The organism is Haloferax sp. s1, from assembly GCF_058382125.1.
This window is the reverse complement of record NZ_JBZRPK010000513.1, coordinates 1-1,381: the sequence shown is the minus strand read 5'-3', so window position 1 is coordinate 1,381 and position 1,381 is coordinate 1. Positions and strand designations below refer to the sequence as shown.

Annotated in this window: 1 protein-coding gene; it reads right to left on the bottom strand. The window is 63.4% G+C overall.

Features of this window, described 5'->3' with window-relative positions; translation table 11 throughout:
* Positions 1–187: 187 nt before the first annotated feature.
* Positions 188–1,321, bottom strand: coding sequence for an NAD(P)/FAD-dependent oxidoreductase (locus tag QT222_RS08390; RefSeq protein ID WP_491476908.1), 1,134 nt, complete (start codon positions 1,319–1,321; stop codon positions 188–190).
* Positions 1,322–1,381 lie beyond the last annotated feature (60 nt).

Here is a 1,381-nt window from a genome sequence, read left to right as displayed (position 1 = left end):
TTCGGGATAGATGACGAGGATGACGGTGATGGATTCGGGATAGATGACGAGGATGACGGTGATGGATTCGGAGTAGGTAGCATCGAAGATAGGTTCGGAAGTAAATGGCCGTATAAACAGACACTCGAACGCCCAATCTGGGTGTGAACAGCGATTTTTGATTACACCGTTCGGTTCACAACGAATCTCAGGGGTTCAACTCCTCTTCGACGAGGTCGACCGCCTGCGATACGGCCCCTACCGAAGTGAGATGTCCCGCTCCGACTGTCGTTTTCATCGCCTTCGCGGCGCTGCCACGGAAGATACTCGGGCCGACCTGCGCCACTGTGCCGTCACCGACGGAGACAATCCAACCGGGGACTTCGAACCGGTACGGCTCGGGTCGCGGAGGGAAGTCGTTCTCGTCGCCGCAGTCATCGTAGTCGACCAGTGCGGCGATGTTCTTCGCGGCGACTTTCGCCTCGCGGAGGGCCGCAGATGCGCTTGCCGGAACGGGTTCGCCGTCGGCGTCCACAATACGGGCGGCGTCACCGACGACGAAAGTTTGCTTGTCCAGTCGGAGGTCCGCTCTGACGGGGGGCCGCTCACCAGCCATCGCACCGTTGCCGGTGATGCCACCGGTCCAGACGAGCATGTCGTAGTCGAGGTACCCGGTGTCGGTTGTGACGGTCGTCTCGGTGACTGATTGGACTGTCGTCTCCGTCCGAACGTCGACACCCCTATCGAGTAGTTCATCACGAACTGCTCGCTGGAAGTTCTCGGGGAACGTCGGCGCGACGGTATCCATCTGTTCGATGAGAACGATATCGGTGCGGGCGTCTTCCTCGTCTCGAAGGGCAGCGAGTTCGCCCGCAACTTGGACGCCCGAGAGACCGGCCCCACCGACGACGATGGTGCCGCCCTCGTCGCAGTCGTCGAAAAAGCGGGCGCGGATGTCCTTGGCGTGGTCGAGTCGCTTGAGCGGGACCGAGTGAGATTCGAGGCCGGGGATGTCGTAGTAGGCGGTCTCCGCGCCGAGACAGACGGCGCAGTAGTCGTAGTCGAGCGTCTCACCGCCAGCGAGGGCGACGGCGCGAGCGTCGTGGTCGACACGCTCCACGCGGTCGACGATGATTTCGGCGCGCTGAAGTGCTTCGTCCAGCGGGACCTGAATCGCGTCGGCGACGGAGGGGTGCCGAACTACGCGGTGGACTTCGTGCTGGACGAGGTGATACGGCGAGTCGTTCACCACGGTCAGGTCGGCGTCGGCGGGGAGTCGGCGTTCGAGTTCGCGAGCGAGCGTGGGGCCCGCGGACCCGGCACCGAGAACCAGGACACGGATGGCTATCCCCTCGGGCGCCAGTGAAAAGAGGGGGGCGGCGAGGGCGCGCCTAGGACAGCG